This is a genomic window from Arthrobacter sp. LjRoot14, assembly GCF_964253905.1.
Classification (GTDB): Bacteria; Actinomycetota; Actinomycetes; order Actinomycetales; family Micrococcaceae; genus Arthrobacter.
Genome location: NZ_CAXURL020000001.1, coordinates 4,554,109 through 4,571,592, shown reverse-complemented (window position 1 = coordinate 4,571,592; position 17,484 = coordinate 4,554,109). Strand labels below are relative to the sequence as shown.

Below are 17,484 nucleotides of genomic sequence, written 5' to 3'. Positions count from 1 at the left end.
GCGCCCGCTCAAGGAGCGGGCGGATAAGACTCCGGGGGGCCATGCAAGAGGCAAGAAAGGACTGGCCATGAAACCAGGCCGGATAGTCATGCTGGTGCTCGGCACCCTCGCCGCCCTGATGGGGCTTGGACTGCTGACAGCTGCCGGCGCCGTCGGATGGGTCAACTTCCAGCAGCGTGACAATGGATTTTTGACCACACCCACAGAGCGCTACGACGTGGCCACGCGTGCCATCACCTCGCCCGGCCTGAACGTCCTGGTGGACGAGGAACTGCCGGACGTCCTGCCGGTGGACAGTGCGGGCCGGTTGCTGCTGCGCGGCACGGCGGCGTCCGGCCAACAGATCTTCATCGGCATCGGACCCCAGGAGGATGTGGCCCGGTACCTGGACAACGTCCGGCATTCCGAAATCACCGAGTTGAAGTCCTACCCGTTCCGCGTCCAGTACCGTGAGGTCCCCGGAGACGCCGTACCCGCTGCCCCGGGCGCCCAGCCATTCTGGTCCACGTCCGCGCAGGGGACCGGAACCCAGCAGATTGAGTGGGACCTGCGCAGCGGCCGCTGGGCAGTGGTGGTCATGAACGCCGACGGCGCCGCTCCGGTTTCCGTGGACCTGCAGGCGGGCGTCCGGTCCGATCTGTTGTGGCCCGTCTTCATCGGTCTCCTGATCGGCGGCATCGTCCTGCTGGCGGTGGGTGTGCCGCTGATTGTTGCCGGCGCCGCAGGGCTCGGCAGGCACGGCCCGCCGCCGCATTACCCGGCGGCCGCGCCCCCGGGCCCCGGGCCCGTGCCAGTAGGCCCGGACGCCCATGCCCCGTACGCCACGGCCGCAGCAGCGCTACCGCCCGGAGGCGGCCGTACGCCGCTGCCCACGGACCCGCAGCCCTCGGACACCTCCCGCTATCCCGTGCGGCTGAATGGCTACCTTGACCCCGGGCTCTCCCGCGGCATGTGGCTGATCAAGTGGTTCCTGGCCATTCCGCACTACATCGTGCTGTTCTTCCTGTGGTTCGCCTTCTTCGTGACCACCATCGTGTCCGGCTTTGCCATCCTGTTCACCGGCCGCTACCCGCGCTCGCTGTTCAACTTCAACGTGGGCGTCCTGCGGTGGAACTGGCGGGTGGCCTTCTACGCCTACGCTGCGATCGGGACGGACCGTTATCCGCCCTTCACCTTGGCGCGGACCGACTACCCGGCAGATTTTGACGTCGAGTACCCCGAGCACCTCTCCCGCGGCCTGGTGCTGGTCAAGTGGTGGCTGTTGGCCCTTCCCCAACTCCTGATCGTCGCCGCCTTCTCAGGCGCGGCAAGCACCTGGGGCGACCGGCGTACATGGGTGGATGGCAGATGGGTGGACGGCACCTGGGTTGATGGAACCTGGGTGGGATACCAGGGCGGCGGCGGGGTCTCGCTGATCGGCCTGCTGGTGATTGTGGCCGGGTTCAGCCTGCTGTTTACGGGGCGCTTCGGCCGTAGGCTTTTTGACCTGCTGATCGGCCTGAACCGTTGGACCCACCGCGTTATTGCCTACGTGGCGCTGATGCGGGACGAGTATCCGCCCTTCCGCCTCGACATGGGGCCGACGGATCCGGCCGACGCTCCGCCGGCAGGCTATCTGCCGCCGCCGGTCCCTGCCTCGCAATCCGCCGTGCCCCCCGGCCCTCCTGCGCCCCCGGCCACGGAACCGCCTCCGCCTCCGGGGCCCCCGCGTGCGGAGCCTCCGAGTGGGTGACCCTGCCATGCCGCAGGAAAACGCTCCCGGGCCCGGCGGTCTCCTGCAGGGCCGGACCGCCCTGGTCTACGGCGCCGGCGGTCCCGTCGGAGGCGCCGTAGCCCGGGCGTTCGCGGCGGAAGGTGCGGAGGTCTTCCTGGCCGGGCGCACAGAGTCCCGTCTCCGCAAAGTAGCCCGGGACATCCGTGAGGCAGGGGGCAGTGCGGATACCGCCGTCGTCGATGCCCTTGACGAAAACCAGGTGGACGCCTTCGTGGACCGGGCCGCAAAGAAGACCGGGCGCATCGACGTCTCCTTCAACCTGATCTCCTACGGGGACGTCCAGCAGCCGCTGATGGAGATCTCCGCCGACGACTTCAGCCGGCCCGTCATCGCAGCTACCCGGACCCACTTCCTCACCACCCGCGCCGCGGCGCGGCACATGATCAGGCAGGGATCCGGTGTGGTTCTGATGTTCGGCGGCTCGGGTCCGCAGACCCTGCCCGGGCTGGGCGGGTTCAAGATTGCGCTGGATGCCATGGAAGGGCAGCGCCGGCAGTGGGCGCTGGAACTGGGCAAGAGCGGCATCCGCGTGGTCACGATGGTGACGGGCGGGATAGTGGAAACACTTCCCTGGCAGACCGAGGGACGCGAAGAGATCGTGGAGGAAATCACCAGGAGCGCGCACCTGAACCGGACAGCAACGCTGGAGGACGTGGGCAACGTGGCGGTGTTCATCGCCTCGGACCGGGCCGGCGCCATCACCGACGCCACAGTGAATATTTCCTGCGGCGCGATTGTGGACTACTGAGCCGTTGCCCTGCTGTCGCGCTCACGTTCCGCCAGGAGCTGCCGCAGTTCATGGAGGATTTCCAGCTGCTGGTTGTTGATGGCCGTGAGCTTCTGGATTTCGTCCTCCGCCTGAACATCCGTGTCGTAGTCGTGCTGGGCCATGGCGGACGCGATGGCATCCTGCCGCTTGGCGGCGATGAGCAGGATGGCGCCCTGCAGGCCTGCCTTCATGGACAGGATGAAAAGTCCAGGGCCTTCTATGCCACCAGGTTGTCCGCGGCGGTGTCCATGTGTTCGCGGATGGTCTTGCGGGCCAGGGAGGCGTCCCCGGTTTCGATGGCGGCCACGATGTCGTGGTGGCGGTCCACGCTCATGTTCGAGACGCCTTTTTCCAGCCCGGCAAACATGATGGACATCCGGATGGAACCTTCCAGCGATTCCCAGGAGTGGAGCAGCGTCTCGTTGCCGGTCAGGCGGCACAGGGTGCGGTGGAATTCGAGGTCGGATTCGATCCGCTCTTCGAGGCTGCCCTTGGCCGCCGCATCCATGGCGCCGATGGCCGCGCGCAGCGAACCGATGACGTGCTGGCGGTCCGGCAGCTCGCACAGGGTGCGGGCGGCCAGTGATTCCAGCGCCGCACGCACGGAGTAGATATCCCGGATTTCCTTGGCATCGAGGTGCCGGACGGAAAGGCGGCCCCGCGGGCCCGCCGACAAAAGCCCTTCCTGCTCTAGCTGCCGCAATGCTTCCCGGAGGGTTCCACGGCTGATCTGGAGCATGTCCGAGAGCTCAGTTTCCACCAGGTGCCGGCCCGGTTCCAGCTCTCCGCTGGTGATGGCGGTGCGCAGGGCGGAAAGAGCCTGCTCGCGGAGGCTCTTTTTCTGCAGTCCCAGCAGGGGTGCTGTCACTCCGGCCATCGTGGCACTTCCTCACTGTCAGTGGTCGACTGTTTACAGTCGGTGCGTTAACTGTTGATGTTACGGCAGAAGCGCGGACCCGTGTGATACCGGGGTCCGCGCTCCTGCCGGTGGTTCCGGCTAGCCCAGTTCTGCGAGGACCTTCGCCACGATCCGCTGGACGGACAGGCCGTAGCGTTCGTGCAGCGTGGGCAGCGCACCGGCGTCGAGGAACTCGTCCGGCAGTGCCACGGGCACCACCCGCTTGCCCAGTCCGGCGGTGACGACGGCGGACGCAACCGTTTCAAACAGGCCTCCGATCACGCTGTGGTTTTCCAGCGTCACGGCGAGGCGGTCGGTGTTGATCTCGGCCAGGACCGTCGCGGCGTCGAACGGTTTTATGGTGGGGGTATGGACGACGGCGACGTCCACGTTGTGTTCGGCCAGCGCCTTGGCTGCCTGCAGCGCCCGCATGGTCATGAGCCCGCTGGAGATGAAGACGACGTCGTTCCCGCCGCGCAGGACCTTCGCCTTGCCGAGCTCGAAGGTGTAGCCGTATTCGTCCAGGACCGTGGGGACGTTCCCGCGGAGCAGCCGCAGGTACGTGGGCCCCTCGCTGGCCGCGAGCTGGGGGACGGCCTGCTCGATGTCGATCGAGTCGCAGGGGTCCACGATGGTCAGGTTGGGCATGCCGCGGAAGATCGCCATGTCCTCGGTGGCCTGGTGGCTGGGGCCGTAGCCGGTGGTCAGGCCCGGCAGGCCGCCCACGATGTTGACGTTCAGGTTCGGTTCGGCGCTGTCGAGGCAGAGGAAATCGTAGGCCCGCCGGGCGGCGAAGACGGAGTAGGTGGACGCGAACGGCACCAGTCCGGTCTCGGCCAGTCCCGCGGCCGCCCCGAAGAGCAGCTGCTCGGCCATGCCCATCTGGAAGAACCGTTCCGGGAAGGCCTGCGCGAAGATGTGCATGTCCGTGTATTTGCCCAGGTCCGCGGTGAGGCCAACGATCTTGTCGTTCTCCTGTGCAGCCTTCACCAGGGCATGTCCGAAGGGCGCGGAGGCCGTTTTCTGGCCGGGATCGGCGAAGGACGCGATCATGGCCGATGTCTTCAGCTTGGGGGCGGGGCCCTTTATTGCTGCGCCCTGCGGAGCGGTGGCGGTGCTCATGGTCCGGTCGTCCCTTCGAATCCTGCGGTCAGTTGTTCGCGGCATTGCTGCCATTCGTGTTCTTCGATGCGCATGAAGTGCGCCTTTTCGCGCTCCTCCAGCAGCGGTGCTCCGCGGCCCACCTTCGTGTCGCACAGGATGACGGAAGGACGCCCGACGGCGGCGGCCTGGGCGGCTGCGTTGTCGAATGCCGCCAGCAGCGCGCCGACGTCGTTCCCGTCCACCCGCTGGGTGTACCAGCCGAAGGATTCCCATTTCTCCGTGACGGGTTCCGTGCGGAGCACGGTGTCCGTCTTTCCGTCCGCCTGGAGGGCGTTGATGTCCACCATGGCGGTCAGGTTGCCCAGCTGGTGGTGGTGCGCGCCCATGGCGGCCTCCCAGGTGGAGCCTTCGTCCAGTTCGCCGTCGGAGAGGAAGTTGTAGACCCTCGCCCGGGAGCCCTGGTACCTCAGCCCCAGTGCCATGCCCACCGCGATGGTGAGGCCGTGGCCCAGCGAGCCGCCGGAGATCTCCATTCCGGGGGTGTAGGTGGACATCCCGGACATCGGCAACCGGGAATCGTCCGAGCCGTACGTCTCAAGTTCTTCGACCGGAACGATGCCTGCCTCGGCCAGTGCGGCGTAGTGTCCGATCGCGTAGTGCCCGGTGGAGAGCAGGAAGCGGTCCCGCGCCTCCCATTCCGGATCCTCGGGCCGGAAGCGGAGCTGGTCGGCGTAGACGGCGGCCAACATGTCCGCCGCGCCGAGCGCCTGGCCCACGTAGCCCTGGCCTTGCACCTCGCCCATGTTCAGGGCGTGATGACGGATGCGGTAGGCGGCGGCGCTGACGCCGGCGACGCGTTCGGTCGTGGGAGCCATGGTTTCCTGGGTGGCAGTCATGTGGGCTTCTTCTGTGGCGGTGGTCATCAGGCGTTTACTGTCTGCGGCGTGCTTTTGGTGGCCTCATCTGCCAGCTGCCGTTCGCGCTTGCCCCAGGTTTCCCGGGTGACGAGTGCGGCCCAGAGCCCGATGGCTGCGTAGAAGCTGAAGAGGAGGGCGGGGCCCATCCAGCCCAGGCTGACGAAGAGGAGCGTGGTGATGAAGGGAGTGAAGCCGGAGACCATGGCGGAGATCTGGTAGGCCAGCGAGGCTCCGGAGGAGCGGGTCTTTGCCTGGAACAGTTCGGGGAACCACGCCCCCTGGGCGCCGGCCAGGGAGTTCTGGCAGACAGCGTAGGAGATGACGATGGTGGCGATGATGAAGATGAACATTCCGGTGTTGACCAGTAGGAACATGGGGATGCCGAACAGGAGCGCGAAGGCTGTGGACCAGATGTACAGCGGCCGGCGGCCGATCCTGTCGGTGAGCCTTGCCCAGGCCATGGTGGCGAAGATGCCGATTGCGGAGGCGATGCAGAGGGCGACGAGCGTCTGGGTCTTATCAGCCAGATGCTGGGTGTGCAGGTAGGAAATCATGTAGGTGATCGATACGGCGTAGCCCGCGGTCTCGGCAATGCGGAGGCCGATGCCCCGGACGATGCTGCGCCAGTCCGTCTTGATGACCTCGATGATCGGGGACTTGACGATGGAACCGCTCTCCTTGACCTCGTCGAAGACCGGCGATTCCGGCACCTTGGAGCGGATGATCAGTCCGACGGCGACGAGCACGATGCTGGCCAGGAACGGAACGCGCCAGGCGAGTTCGCCGCCCAGGTTCACGCTGACCAGGAAGACGAGGTTGGCCAGGAGGAGGCCAACGGGGAAGCCGGCCTGCACAATGCCGGTGTACTTCCCCTTGGACTTCCAGGGCGCGTGCTCGTAACTCATCAGGATGGCGCCGCCCCATTCAGCGCCGAAGGCGAGGCCCTGGACGACGCGGACGAACACCAGCAGCGCCGGCGCCAGCAGGCCGACCTGTTCGTAGGTGGGCAGGAGGCCGATGAGGAACGTAGCCACACCCATGAGGATCAGCGAAGCCACCAGGACGGGCTTGCGGCCGAGCTTGTCGCCCAGGTGGCCGCCGATGACCCCGCCGATGGGGCGGGCAGCGAAGCCGACGCCGAGCGTGGCGAAAGCGGCCAGGGTCCCGGTGACCGGGTCGCCCGTTGGGAAGAACGCCGTTCCGAAGTACAGGGCGGCGGCAGTGCCGAAGCCGATGAAGTCATAAGTCTCGATGACGGCGCCGACACCGGACCCGATGGCGACGCGCTTAGCGTCCTTTGTGCCGTGCACGTGGCCGCGCATTTTCAGAGCCTCATTGCTCATTGCTGAATCCCTTTCGAAGAGCGGGCAACGCTTCCGCACCGCCGCTGTCGACTGTTAACAAATGATATGCCAGTGTGACCCGGGTCATGCTCCAATGTCAACAGTCAATGTTGGAGGTTGACTGTCAACAATGAAACGCCTACAGTGATTCACATCACCCCGCCCGTTCAGAGGATCAATGAAGATGTTCAACTCCCGACTCGGCTGCTCGTCCATCAGCTTCCGCCACCAGGACCTGAGCGCGGCCCTGAGGACCATCGGCGGCCTTGGCTTCGAAGAAATCGACTTGGGCGCCCTGCCCGGCGTCTGCGACCACGTCCCGTATGAACTGGATGCGAACGCCGTCACGGCTGTCACCGCGGAGGTTGCCGCTTCCGGGCTGCGGGTCCGCTCGGTCAACGGGGACATCGGAGACCTCAATGCCGTGCTCGACGCCGGCGGGCAGGACGCCCGCGAACGGCACCTGGAGGCGCTGCTCACCCTCGCGGCCAATACCGGCGCGAAGGCGCTGGTGCTTCCGTGCGGTGCCCTGGGCCACCATCCCTTCCGGAGCGTCGACGAGGACCTGGACGCCATCGCGGCCCAGCTCATCCATGCCGGGCAGCGTGCCGCTGAATTCGGCGTCGAACTCTGGACCGAATCCCTGCACTTCCTGAGGTTCTGCTGGAACCTGGAGCGCGCCGAACTGCTCGCGCACCGGCTGGCGCGCTCGGGCGTGGGAATTGTCATGGACTTCAGCCACATCGTTGCCGCCGGCGAGGACCCGCTGGAATACCTCGAACGGCACGACGGCCGGATTACCCACGTCCATATCAGGGACGCCGTACCGGGCAATATCAACCTCAGCGTCGGAAACGGCCGGGCGGACTTTGCCGCCGGGTTGCGCTCGCTCGCAGCGCGCGGCTACACCGGCCACTTCTCGCTGGAACTGGAAACCCGGGACGTCACCCACGACGAACGCCCCGCGGCCGCCGCCAAGGCAGCCAGCTTCATCACAGACCTTATCTAGAGCACAGCCTCACCCGAATTGCCACCAAGCAACCCAAGGAGCATCACCATGACCACCACCATCCAGCGCACTGCCGTCCTCACCGGGGCCACCTCGGAGCGCGGCATCGGCATCACCACCGCACGCCGCTACGCGAACCAGGGCTGGGCGGTGGTGATCCTGGACCTCGACGGCGAGAAGTCCGCCAAGGTCGCCGCCGAAATCGGCAACGAGTTCAACGTCCCCGCCTTCGGCCACGAGATCGACGTGGCCAATGAGGGCTCCGTCAATGCCGCCCATGCAGCAGTCAAAGCAGAAGTCACCGCCGGCAACCTTCCCCCGGTGGGCGCCCTGGCCAACATCGCCGGCATCACCTCGCCGGTGCCCTTCCTCGAGACCACCCTGGAACTCTGGCACAAGGTGATGGACGTCAACGCCACCGGAACATACCTCGTCACCAAAGCCTTCCTGCCGGACATGATCGCCAGCGGGTGGGGCCGGATCGTGAACATGTCCTCCGTCTCCGCGCAGCGCGGCGGCGGCGTCTTTGGCAAGGTCCCCTACTCCGCCGCCAAGGCTGCCATCCTGGGCTTCACCAAGGCGCTCGCCCGCGAAATCGGCGCCACCGGCGTGACCGTCAACGCCATCACCCCGGGCGCCGTGGACACCAACATCCGCGTGGGCAGCACCGAGGAGCAGGAGGCCGCCATCAACGCCGGCATCCCGCTGGGCCGCAACGCCACCACCGAGGAAATCGCCGCCGTCATCACCTTCCTGTCCTCCGAGGAATCGGCGTACCTCACGGGAACCACCATCGACATCAACGGCGGAAGCCACATCCACTAGCAGTCTCGCCATTCAGAAGACCGAGCGCAGCCTGGAGAGCCCATCATGACCCGAATTTTCAACGATCCGTCCGACTTCGCCGAGGAAGCCCTTGCCGGTTTCTGCGACGTCCACGCCGACCTGGTCCGCCAGGTTCCCGGCGGGGCCGTGCGCCGCCACCGACCCGCCAAACCCAAGGTGGCCGTCCTCGCCGGCGGCGGCTCCGGCCACTACCCGGCCTTCGCGGGCCTGATCGGTACCGGACTGGCCGACGGCGCCGTGGTGGGCAACATCTTCACCTCGCCGTCCGCGCAGCAGGCCTACGCCGTGGCGAAGGCGGCGGACTCCGGCGCCGGTGTGGTGTTCACCTACGGGAACTACGCCGGGGACGTCCTGAACTTCGGGATGGCCAGCGAACGGCTCGCTGCAGAGGGGATCCAGGTGGAAAACGTCCTGGTGACGGACGACGTCGCCAGCGCACCGCCGTCGGAAGCGGAGAAACGCCGCGGCATTGCGGGCGACTTCACCGTCTTCAAGATCATGGGCGCGGCGGCCGAGGCAGGCGCGGACCTGGCCGACGTCGTGCGTCTTGGCCGGAAGGCCAATAGCCTGACCCGCACCATCGGCAGCGCCTTCCATGGCTGCACCTTTCCCGGTGCCGAGGCTCCGCTGTTCACCCTCAAGGACCGCCAGATGGGCCTGGGCCTGGGCATCCACGGCGAGCCCGGGCTGTTCGACACCGAGCTGCCGGCCGCCAAGGAGTTGGGCCGGGAATTCGTCTCCCGGCTGCTGGCCGAAACCCCGCCTGCCGCGGGCGACCGCATCGCCGTTATCCTCAACGGCCTGGGTTCCACCAAGCACGAGGAACTCTTTGTCCTGTGGCTCACCGTTGCCCCGCTGCTCCGTGCCGCCGGCTACACGCTGGTCATGCCGGAAGTGGGTGAACTGGTCACCAGCCTGGACATGTCCGGCGTCTCCCTCACCATCACCTGGCTGGACGAGGAACTCGAGCCGCTGTGGACCGCCCCGGCTGAAACGCCGGCCTACCGGCGGGGCAATGCGGCGCTGCAGTCCGGTGACCGGATGGCGGAGAAAGAGTCCGACGGCGCCGCCGCACCCGATGCCTTCGAGGCCGCCGAAGAGTCGCGCGGCTACGCGGCCAGCTGCCTGGCGGCGCTCGCTGCGGCCCGGGACTCCCTGCACGCGGCTGAAGCGAGGCTGGGGGACATGGACGCTGTCGCGGGCGACGGGGACCACGGGCGCGGGATGGTCCGCGGCATCGACGCGGCCGTGGCCGCAGCGGGGGACGCCATGGCCCGCGGTGCCGGAGCGGGCGCGGTTCTTGCGGCCGCCGGTGATGCCTGGGCCGACAAGGCCGGCGGAACCTCCGGCGTGCTGTGGGGTGCCGGGCTGCGGTCCTTCGGCGAAGCCCTCGGCAACCAAATGGCTCCGGGACCTTCGGAACTGGCCGCGGCTGTCGCGGCTTTCTCGGCACGGATCACCGGCCTCGGCAAGGCGGACATCGGGGATAAGACCATGGTGGACGCCCTGGTGCCCTTCGCCGAGACGTTCAGCCGGCTGGTGGCCGCTGGCGGCAGCCACGCGGCGGCGTCGACCGAAGCGGCATGGGCCGAAGCCGCCGTGGTGTCCACCGCGGCGGCGGAAGCCACCGCCTCCCTGCGTCCGCTCAAAGGCCGTGCCCGGCCGCTCGCCGAAAAGAGCGTTGGCACGGCGGACCCCGGCGCCACGTCACTGGCCATGATCTTCACCGTCATGGGAGTGCACCTCGCAGCGCCGGTTCCATCCCGCCAGCCCGCTGGGACACCGTCATGACTATGGAAGGACAGGCCGTGGGTATCCGACTCATCCTGGGCGCCGACGAAGCCGGCGTGGATTACAAGGACCGGATCATGGAGGACCTGCAGAAGGATCCCCGGGTCACCGAGATCATCGACATCGGCGTCAACCGCAGTGATGCCCCCGAGCAGTTCACCACGCCGTACCCATATGTGGGGATTGCCGCCGGGGAAATGATCAGGGACGGCCTGGCGGACCGGGCAATCCTGTTTTGCGGCACGGGCATCGGCGTAGCCATCGCCGCGAACAAGGTGGAAGGAATCCGGGCAGCCACTGCCCATGACTCCTTCTCGGTGGAACGCTCGGTGCTGTCCAACGACTGCCAGGTGCTCACCATGGGCCAGCGCGTGGTGGGGGTGGAACTTGCCCGCAGGCTGGCCCGGGAGTGGCTGGGCTACACCTTCGATCCCGCGTCCGCCTCCGCGGGCAAGGTCAAAGTCCTGACCGACTTCGAAGGCTGCTGACGCGGGACAGGACTACTCGACATTCACCTTCACGCGCTGCACTACGTTGTTGCCCATGCCCTGGTAGTTCCAGACCTGCTCCAGCGGCTGCGTTGATCCCGTGGCGTCGGTGGCCCGGCAGGCGAGCTCATGCTCGCCCCGGTCCGCCACCCAGGGCAGCGTCCATTCGCACCACGCAAACGGCCCCGCCGGATGTCCGAGATGCGCGGTCACCCATTTCCCGTCAATCCCCACCTCCACGCGGACCACGGATCCTTCACCGGACCAGGCCCTGCCTGTGAGCATCACCGGGCCGGCGGACAGGACCCTGCTGCGCGTGAAGAAGTCCGGGATACCCGGCGGAATCATCAGCGACCGCACCTGGATCCGGGAGACCGGAGTTCCGGCGTCGTCCGCGTCCTTCTGGTAGCGGTACGCCACCGACTGCTGGAAACCCTCGAACGGGTGGGTCAGCACCTGGATGGACTCGAGCCACTTCACGCTGGCCATGCCGTACCAGCCAGGGACCACAAGCCGCAGCGGGTAGCCGTGTTGCGGCGGCAGTTCGCGCCCGTTCATCTCGTACGCCAGGACGACGTCGGGGCGCATCGCCTCCTTGATGGGCAGGCTGCGCGCATACGTCTGCCGGACTCCCCCCTGGATGCCGGCATCGGCGCCGGTGAACACCACTTCGACCGCGTCCTCGTCAACGCCGGCCTGGGCCAGCAGGTACGCGAGCGGGACACCGGTCCACTCCGCGGTTCCCACGCCCTCGAGCCGCCAGGGCTGGCTCAGCGGCCGCGGATGCAGCAGCGAGCGGCCGTTGCCGGCGCACTCCAGCGTGACCGGAATGCTGATGGTCGGGTCGCGGCGGAGCGCCCGGAGGCTGATTTCGACGGCCCGCTGCACGGCACCGCCAATCCGCAGGTGCCAGGAGTCGGCGTCAATGAACGGGATGTCGAAGTGCGTCAGCACGTAGTGCAGCCCCGGCGGTGTGGTGGCCTCCCGCAAGGCCTCCAGCGGCATCGAATGGTTCCGGACGGCCAGCTGCAGTTCCTCTGCGGTGAGCGGGCCGTGGGTGGGTTCTCCTGCGTGCGCCGCGGGCTTCAAGGACTGACGGCGCCGGGAAATCTGCTTCGTCATGGCACAGGTCTACGCCGCTGCCGCCGGTGCGTCAAGCGTGAGCGCTAGAGGTGATGTGCCTCCTCGAGGAAGTCCGCGAGACCCAGGGGTTCCCTTCCTGTGAGGCCGTAAACGTCCGACGTCGGGCCGGCCAGTTCGCCGTTGGCTATGGCCGTGTATGTGCTCACCCAGGCGTCCACCTGCCAGGCCGGTACACCGTAGGACGCACGGGAGGCATAGGCCTCCTCCATGGTTTCATTGTGGTACGTGACAGTCCGCCCTGTGCCCGCAGTAAGGAGGTCCGCGGCCCGCTGCAGTGAAATGTCCTCCGGCCCGGTCAGGTTGTAGGTCCGGCCCACGTGCACCGCCGGGTCACCCAGCACCGCCGCGGCGCACCGGGCGATGTCCGCGCGAGTCACGGCAGCCATGACGCCGTCGCCCGCCGGGCCGCGGATGACGCCGTCTTCCCCGGTGAGCAACGGCAGGAAGTCGAGGTAGAAGTTGTCCCGCAGCAGCGTGTACTTCATCCCGGAGGCCTTGATCCGCTCCTCGGTGGCGTAATGATCCCTGCCCAGCGTGAACGTGCAGTCTGCGGCCGCGCCGAAAAAGGACGTGTACACCACATGCTCAACCCCGGCCGCGGCAGCCGCGTCAACAAACGCGAAGTGCGTCTGGAGCCTGTCCTCCGCCTCCGCGGCGGACACCATGAACAGCGTTTTCACGCCCGCAAGGGAGGCCTTCGCCAGCACCGGATCGGCATACGTGGAGAGCACCGGCACCCCGCCCTGAAGGTCAGGCGCCCGTAAGGCGTCGCGCACCAGCAGCCGCTGCGGCAGCCCGGAGTCGGCGAGGATCCTGGCGACGAGTCCGCCGAGCTGCCCGGTGGATCCCGTGACGGCCAGATCGGGCAGGTCCCCGTCCGGCGGCGGAGCCGTACCGGTGCCCGCGGCGCCTTCCCCGGCTGCCACGGCTAGGCCTCCCGGGACGCGGGCGACTTGGTCTGGGCCGGGTCCCGTTCGGCCAGGGACCCGATGGCGTCGTCGATCTTGTCCATGATGGCCTGGTCCAGCTTGACGCCGGCGGCCGCCACGTTGCCGGCAATCTGCTCGGGACGGGACGCCCCCATGATCGCCGAGGCCACGTTCTTGTTCTGCAGCACCCACGCGATGCTCAACTGGGCCATGGTCAGCCCGGCCTCCTCCGCGATCGGCTTGAGCTGCTGCACTCCGCTCAGGACCTCGTCGGACATCCAGCGTTCGATCATCCGGGCGCCGCCCTTGGTGTCCGTGGCGCGGCTTCCTTCCGGGGCCGGTTTCCCCGGCCGGTACTTGCCGCTCAGCACGCCCTGGGCCATGGGGGACCAGACGATCTGGGACAGGCCCAGCTCTTCGGATGTCGGGACCACCTCGGCTTCAATGACCCGCCACAGCATGGAGTACTGCGGCTGGTTGGAGATCAGCTGGAACCCCAGGTCCTTGGCGAGGGCGTGGCCGTCCCTGATCTGATCGGCCGTCCATTCGCTGACGCCGATGTACAGTGCCTTGCCCTGCCGGACAATGTCGGCGAACGCCTGCATGGTCTCTTCCAGCGGCGTCTCGTAGTCATAGCGGTGGGCCTGGTAAAGGTCCACGTAGTCGGTCTGGAGGCGCGTCAGGGAGCCGTTGATGGACTCCATGATGTGCTTGCGGGACAGTCCCACATCATTGTGGCCCTTGGGCCCGGTGGGGCCGAACACCTTGGTGAAAATCTCCAGGGACTCACGGCGCTCGTCCTTCAAGGCCTCGCCCAGGACCTTCTCCGCCGCCGTGTTGGCGTAGACGTCCGCGGTGTCGAATGTGCTGATTCCCGCGTCCAGTGCCGCGCGCACGCACTGGGTGGCCACATCGTTCTCCACCTGGGAGCCGTGCGTGAGCCAGTTGCCGAACGTGATTTCGGAGATCTTGAAGCCGCTGTTGCCGAGGTATCTGAATTCCATGGTTTTCACCGTAGCCCACTTGGTTGCTCAGGGTAAGGGCTTTCCTCAAGCTACCTTCGCCGGAGCTCCGCGTACTCCAGGGAGGGGACCACGGCGCCGGCGTCCCGCTCCACGAAGTTGGTGCCCGGGGGCACCAACTCGTCGATGGCGTCCAGTACGGATTCGTCCAGCACCGTGTCCGCGGCCTTCAGGTAGGCGTGCAGGTGTTCCTCGCTCCGCGGGCCAATGATCACGCTGCTGACAGCCGGATGGTTCAGTGCGAAGCCGACGGCCAGGTCCACCAGCGGAAGTTCCAGCTTGTCCGCCAGCCTGGCCAGGGAATCTGCGGCGTGCAGCTTGCGCTCGCTCGCCGGGCCGGAAATGTCGTACCGCCCGGGAAGCGAGTGGACACGCGTGGGCGGCCTCCCGGCATCCAGGACAAAGCTCCCGGAAAGCCAGCCGCCGGCCAGCGGACCGTAGGCCAGCACTCCGAGCCCGTACTGCTGGGCGATCGGCAGGACATCGCGCTCGGTGCCCCGGACCAGCATGGAATAGGGGACCTGGTTGGCGACGGGCGGGATGAGGTGGTTGGTGGTTGCCAGCCACTGGGCCTCCACCAGCTGCGCCGGGGTGAACACGGACGTTCCGTAGTAGAGGATCTTGCCTTGGCGGATGAGGTCGTTCAGTGCCGTGATGGTTTCCAGGACGTCGGTGTTGTAGTCAGGACGGTGCGCCTGGTACAGGTCGATCCGGTCCGTCTGCAGGCGGCGGAGGCTGCCCTCCACTGCCTGCATGATCCAGCGCCTCGAATTGCCGGAGTGGGCCGGGTTGGCGCTCATCTGGCCGTGGAATTTGGTGGCAATGAAGACATCGTCGCGGCGGCCCTTCAGGGCGCGGCCCACCACCTGCTCGCTCTGCCCCTGGGAGTAGACGTCCGCCGTGTCCACGGCGGTGATGCCGGCGTCCAGGGCAGCGTTGATGATGCGGATGCTTTCGTCGGCGCCAGTTGGCGCATACCCCTGGGCTGCTCCGCCGGCGGCCGCCGGGTCTGCCGGTGCGCCTTCGCCGAAGTTCATGGTCCCCAAAGTGAGCGGGCTGATCAATGTCCCGCTGCGCCCGAACACCCTTAGCTGGTTGAGGCTCATTCCCGGTTTCCTCACGTTTGACTCCCACGGCCGATTGCTGTGGATCGTCACGAGGCTACACAAAATCGGCCGGGCAAAGGCCGCTGGCGAAGCACTTCTTAGTCCTGCGTAGTCCGGGGTAACGCAGGGGCCGTCAATGACGAATTGTGAATCAGCCGGCGCGGCGGTGCTCAGCCGGCGGGATGCCTTTCAGCGCGCCTGGATGGCCGGCAAGGGAAACCAGTGAGCCGGTGTCCAGCATGGCCATCCGTCCCGGTGCAGGCGGCTTCTCGAAGGAGCGCGGGATGGCCTTGACGGTGGCGTGCTGGTCCGTGGCGGACTCCACAAGGGGCGCGACCGCGCTGACGTCTTCCACCGGGGCATCCGGGCTGGGGAGATCACGCACGGTGACTTTCACCTCGGGCGGTGCCGCGGCCTGGGCCCGGGCGGCAGCACGGGCGTCTGCCCGCGCGACGGCCGCCGCCCAGTCACCGGCAAGGGCGGGAGTTTCCCGGCGGGGAATGCTGGTGCCCGCCGGGTGTTCCTTTGCGCCGCGCAGCTTCGTTTTGCGTGCGACGGACCCAAGGCCCTTCTTCGGGCTGAATGTCCGGCGCGGCACGCGGCCGGCGTTTTCCGCAGGCGACCGGGCGGGTCGGGGCGACCGCGCGGGGCGGCGGCCGAACAACGCCATGACGGTGACGGCTACCAGCCGGCCCAGCCCCGCAATCAGCAGGGTGGCCACGAAGACGAGGAAGAGTCCGATGAACATGACGAAGGCCACACCGAGCGTGCCAAAAAAGGTCAGGTTCAGGGCAATGGTGGTGGGATCTTCCATTTACCTCTCCTCACGGCCTGCAGCGCCTGTGTACGGGCCGTAGCCACCCGCCGATAAGCACCCCTTAACAATACGGACTTTTGCCGGGCAACACGCCCGCATCGAGTCCCGCAACGGGGTTGTGTCGAAGCTGTTATCGGATATGACACAGCCGGTCCCGGCCCTGTCCGGCATATAGTCGGAGGCAGCCAATGGACGGCCCCCGGCCATCCCGAAAGGACTATCCGTGCCCTACCCCGGAAACTGCCCGTGCCTGTCCGGTGAACAGTATGCGGACTGCTGCGGCCGGTTCCATAGCGGCGACGCCGAAGCCCCCACCGCGGAACAGCTCATGCGCTCCCGGTACAGCGCCTTCGCGGTGCAGGACGCCGCCTACCTGCTCCGCACCTGGCATCCGGATACCAGGCCTGCGGAACTCGACCTGGATCCGGCCATGGAGTGGCGCCGGCTGGACATTGTCTCGACCGTCCGCGGCGGACCGCTGGATTCGGAAGGGACCGTTGAGTTCAAGGCCCACTTCCGGCACGACGGCGAGCGGGGAGTCCACCACGAAACCAGCCGGTTCCTGCGGGTGGACAGCCGCTGGTACTACGTCGACGAGGCTACGCCTTAGCGGTCGGCGTCAGCTTCAACCGGAGTGAACCCGGCGCGGTCCACCTTGCGGTGGAACCGCATGCCGGCCATGCCGCCCACCACCGCACCAATCAGGGCAACCACGGCCACCACGATGGCGGCGGTAATTCCGGTGGTGGACAGCTGTCCTTCGTTGACCGGAATCCGCGGGAAGCTGTTGAGGTTCGCCAGGATGTTGAAGCGCTCGCCGGCGATCATGGCCAGCAGCGCAACAAGGATGGCGAAGATCACGGCCCAGACCCACACCATGAATCCTTGTTTGGCGCCGTTGAAGCGGGCCATGCGTCCGGCCACGTAGCCGCCGCAGTAGTAGGCCACAAAGAGGATGGCCAGCAGCACGATAATTCCCACCAGTCCCACGGTCTGGTCTGCGGACGCCTGGTTCACGGCTTCGTTGACGTCGGTGCTGGTGGCGAGCCCGACTGCTGTCCCGGCTGCCGCGACCAGGGCCGTCAGCAAAACGGCCGTTCCCGTCGCTGCCAGCCAGCCAAAGAAAGCGGAGCCGATCTTGATCCCGCCGAACTGCTCCTTCTCGCGGGCAACCACGGTTTCGCGGGTGGCGGCATTCGGGTCGGCAACAACAGCGGGTTCGGCTGTAACAGGCACCGGATAGGCGCGGGTGTCGTCGTCGTAATCCGTGACCGCGTCGTCATTGCGGGCGGGACGCACAGCGTCAGCGTAACTCCGCCGGCCCTCCAGCCTGTCTTCCACGCCGTTACGGTCCGCCCGGCTGGCGGCGAGGCCGTCGGTGGCCTCGCCGCGGGCGCGTCGGGACTGTCTGTCTTCGGGCCCTACTGTGCTCATCAGGCGTTCTCGCTTTCATCGATCGGACCGGGACCATTGTTTGGGCCGGCCACCGTTTTGCGGAGACGTGCATGGTGCTCTTCCCACCACCTAA

At 67.2% G+C, this 17,484-nt stretch carries 18 protein-coding genes; 7 read left to right on the top strand and 11 right to left on the bottom strand.

The window, feature by feature from the left end:
* The first annotated feature begins 67 nt into the window (after window positions 1-67).
* Together ACSQ12_RS20710 and ACSQ12_RS20705 are read left to right on the top strand one after the other, a co-directional pair.
* Window positions 68-1,732, top strand: coding sequence for a DUF4389 domain-containing protein (locus tag ACSQ12_RS20710; RefSeq protein WP_436066737.1), 1,665 nt, complete (start codon window positions 68-70; stop codon window positions 1,730-1,732).
* A complete protein-coding gene (locus ACSQ12_RS20705) occupies window positions 1,725-2,522 on the top strand; it encodes an SDR family NAD(P)-dependent oxidoreductase (RefSeq protein ID WP_436066736.1) in 798 nt (265 codons plus the stop codon). Before ACSQ12_RS20710 ends, ACSQ12_RS20705 begins: the two co-directional genes overlap by 8 nt.
* On the opposite strand, the gene ACSQ12_RS20700 is transcribed toward ACSQ12_RS20705, so the two are convergent.
* From ACSQ12_RS20700 to ACSQ12_RS20680, 5 genes are all read right to left on the bottom strand, one after another.
* Window positions 2,516-2,734: a hypothetical protein gene (locus ACSQ12_RS20700; protein ID WP_436066735.1), complete on the bottom strand. Its 219-nt coding sequence runs from the start codon at window positions 2,732-2,734 to the stop codon at window positions 2,516-2,518. The genes ACSQ12_RS20705 and ACSQ12_RS20700 overlap by 7 nt on opposite strands.
* Window positions 2,735-2,760: 26 nt before the next feature.
* On the bottom strand, window positions 2,761-3,420 hold the full coding sequence (locus ACSQ12_RS20695) for a GntR family transcriptional regulator (protein WP_043485402.1): 660 nt from the start codon (window positions 3,418-3,420) through the stop codon (window positions 2,761-2,763).
* A gap of 120 nt (window positions 3,421-3,540) precedes the next feature.
* Window positions 3,541-4,563, bottom strand: coding sequence for a transketolase family protein (locus ACSQ12_RS20690; RefSeq protein ID WP_436066734.1), 1,023 nt, complete (start codon window positions 4,561-4,563; stop codon window positions 3,541-3,543).
* The gene (locus tag ACSQ12_RS20685; protein WP_436066733.1) at window positions 4,560-5,468 is read right to left on the bottom strand and encodes a transketolase; all 909 of its coding nucleotides are present in this window, start codon (window positions 5,466-5,468) and stop codon (window positions 4,560-4,562) included. The genes ACSQ12_RS20690 and ACSQ12_RS20685 overlap by 4 nt, the downstream gene beginning before the upstream one ends.
* A complete protein-coding gene (locus ACSQ12_RS20680; RefSeq protein WP_436066732.1) occupies window positions 5,468-6,805 on the bottom strand; it encodes an MFS transporter in 1,338 nt (445 codons plus the stop codon). The genes ACSQ12_RS20685 and ACSQ12_RS20680 overlap by 1 nt, the downstream gene beginning before the upstream one ends.
* A 184-nt stretch (window positions 6,806-6,989) precedes the next feature.
* Here ACSQ12_RS20680 and ACSQ12_RS20675 point away from each other — a divergent pair, with 184 nt between their 5' ends.
* Genes ACSQ12_RS20675 through ACSQ12_RS20660 form a run of 4 tightly spaced genes read left to right on the top strand, consistent with a single transcriptional unit; the run spans window position 6,990 to window position 10,939 of the window.
* Window positions 6,990-7,814, top strand: coding sequence for a sugar phosphate isomerase/epimerase family protein (locus ACSQ12_RS20675; protein WP_436067039.1), 825 nt, complete (start codon window positions 6,990-6,992; stop codon window positions 7,812-7,814).
* Between the two features lie 48 nt (window positions 7,815-7,862).
* Window positions 7,863-8,639 carry an SDR family NAD(P)-dependent oxidoreductase gene (locus tag ACSQ12_RS20670; protein WP_436066731.1) on the top strand — a complete coding sequence of 259 codons (777 nt, stop codon included), beginning with the start codon at window positions 7,863-7,865 and terminating at the stop codon, window positions 8,637-8,639.
* A 45-nt stretch (window positions 8,640-8,684) separates the two neighbouring features.
* Window positions 8,685-10,451 (top strand): dihydroxyacetone kinase family protein, encoded by a 1,767-nt coding sequence (locus ACSQ12_RS20665; protein WP_436066730.1) that lies wholly within the window; start codon window positions 8,685-8,687, stop codon window positions 10,449-10,451.
* Entirely contained in the window at window positions 10,448-10,939 is a 492-nt protein-coding gene (locus ACSQ12_RS20660) for a ribose-5-phosphate isomerase (RefSeq protein WP_245198927.1), read from the top strand. Before ACSQ12_RS20665 ends, ACSQ12_RS20660 begins: the two co-directional genes overlap by 4 nt.
* Before the next feature lie 12 nt (window positions 10,940-10,951).
* Here ACSQ12_RS20660 and ACSQ12_RS20655 read toward each other — a convergent pair whose 3' ends face one another.
* From ACSQ12_RS20655 to ACSQ12_RS20635, 5 genes are all read right to left on the bottom strand, one after another.
* Window positions 10,952-12,061, bottom strand: coding sequence for a sulfite oxidase (locus ACSQ12_RS20655; protein WP_436066729.1), 1,110 nt, complete (start codon window positions 12,059-12,061; stop codon window positions 10,952-10,954).
* A gap of 44 nt (window positions 12,062-12,105) precedes the next feature.
* Window positions 12,106-13,008 (bottom strand): SDR family oxidoreductase, encoded by a 903-nt coding sequence (locus ACSQ12_RS20650; protein ID WP_436066728.1) that lies wholly within the window; start codon window positions 13,006-13,008, stop codon window positions 12,106-12,108.
* Between the two features lie 2 nt (window positions 13,009-13,010).
* Window positions 13,011-14,015: an aldo/keto reductase family protein gene (locus ACSQ12_RS20645; RefSeq protein ID WP_209741983.1), complete on the bottom strand. Its 1,005-nt coding sequence runs from the start codon at window positions 14,013-14,015 to the stop codon at window positions 13,011-13,013.
* A 50-nt stretch (window positions 14,016-14,065) separates the two neighbouring features.
* The gene (locus ACSQ12_RS20640) at window positions 14,066-15,139 is read right to left on the bottom strand and encodes an aldo/keto reductase (RefSeq protein WP_436066727.1); all 1,074 of its coding nucleotides are present in this window, start codon (window positions 15,137-15,139) and stop codon (window positions 14,066-14,068) included.
* A gap of 151 nt (window positions 15,140-15,290) precedes the next feature.
* The gene (locus ACSQ12_RS20635; protein ID WP_436066726.1) at window positions 15,291-15,953 is read right to left on the bottom strand and encodes a hypothetical protein; all 663 of its coding nucleotides are present in this window, start codon (window positions 15,951-15,953) and stop codon (window positions 15,291-15,293) included.
* Window positions 15,954-16,179: 226 nt separating this feature from the next.
* Between ACSQ12_RS20635 and ACSQ12_RS20630 the strand changes: the two genes are divergently transcribed.
* Entirely contained in the window at window positions 16,180-16,566 is a 387-nt protein-coding gene (locus ACSQ12_RS20630; RefSeq protein ID WP_436066725.1) for a YchJ family protein, read from the top strand.
* On the opposite strand, the gene ACSQ12_RS20625 is transcribed toward ACSQ12_RS20630, so the two are convergent.
* Window positions 16,563-17,393 (bottom strand): hypothetical protein, encoded by an 831-nt coding sequence (locus tag ACSQ12_RS20625; RefSeq protein WP_436067038.1) that lies wholly within the window; start codon window positions 17,391-17,393, stop codon window positions 16,563-16,565. The genes ACSQ12_RS20630 and ACSQ12_RS20625 overlap by 4 nt on opposite strands.
* Between the last annotated feature and the right edge of the window lie 91 nt (window positions 17,394-17,484).